General features: G+C 62.2%; 1 protein-coding gene. It reads right to left on the bottom strand.

The annotated features are described in order from the left end of the window. The coding region (locus tag AWB74_RS45220) for an ISNCY family transposase (protein WP_200822137.1) at positions 1-577 on the bottom strand (577 nt) is incomplete at its 3' end. Between the last annotated feature and the right edge of the window lie 5 nt (positions 578-582).

The following is a 582-nucleotide window of genomic DNA, read 5'->3' as shown; positions in this document are numbered from 1 at the left end:
GTTCGAGATACGCGCGCGTGGCCTCGAAATAACTGAAAGTCGATTCGGTCGGCGCGAAGTGCAAGTGCATCAGCCGGCTCGTCGCGTCGTCGACAAAGACCAGCAGTGCGCACGCGGGCCCCCGGTCTTCAAACCAGTAATGATCGCTGCCGTCGATTTGTACGAGCTCACCGAAACAGGCTCGTCGGGCACGCGGCTGGTAGACCTTCGGCGGGCGTTGCTTGCGGGGCACCCAAAGGCCGGCATCCGTCATCAGGTGCCGCACGGTTTCCTTCGACAGCACGAGGCCATGGCATTCACGCAGCTTCTCGCACGCCAGCGTCGGTCCGAAATCCAAGTAGCGCTCGCGAATAAGGGTCAGCGCACGTAAGGCCAAGCCTTCGTCAAGCTTCCGATTGCCCGGCTTGTTGCGTTTGCGTGACGTAAGTCCCGCCGCGCCCGATTCGCGATATCGCCGCACCAGCCGCTCGACTTGGCGTACCGTCAGGCCGAGACGCTCCGCGGCTCGACCGGGTTTGACTCCCATATCCACCACGGCCTGGATCACCTTCAGACGGTCGAGTTCGCGCATGTTCAATGTCA

Source organism: Caballeronia arvi (genome assembly GCF_001544695.2).
GTDB lineage: Bacteria > Pseudomonadota > Gammaproteobacteria > Burkholderiales > Burkholderiaceae > Caballeronia > Caballeronia arvi.
Note: the sequence above shows the minus strand (reverse complement) of the source record. Positions and strands in the feature narration are given on the sequence as shown.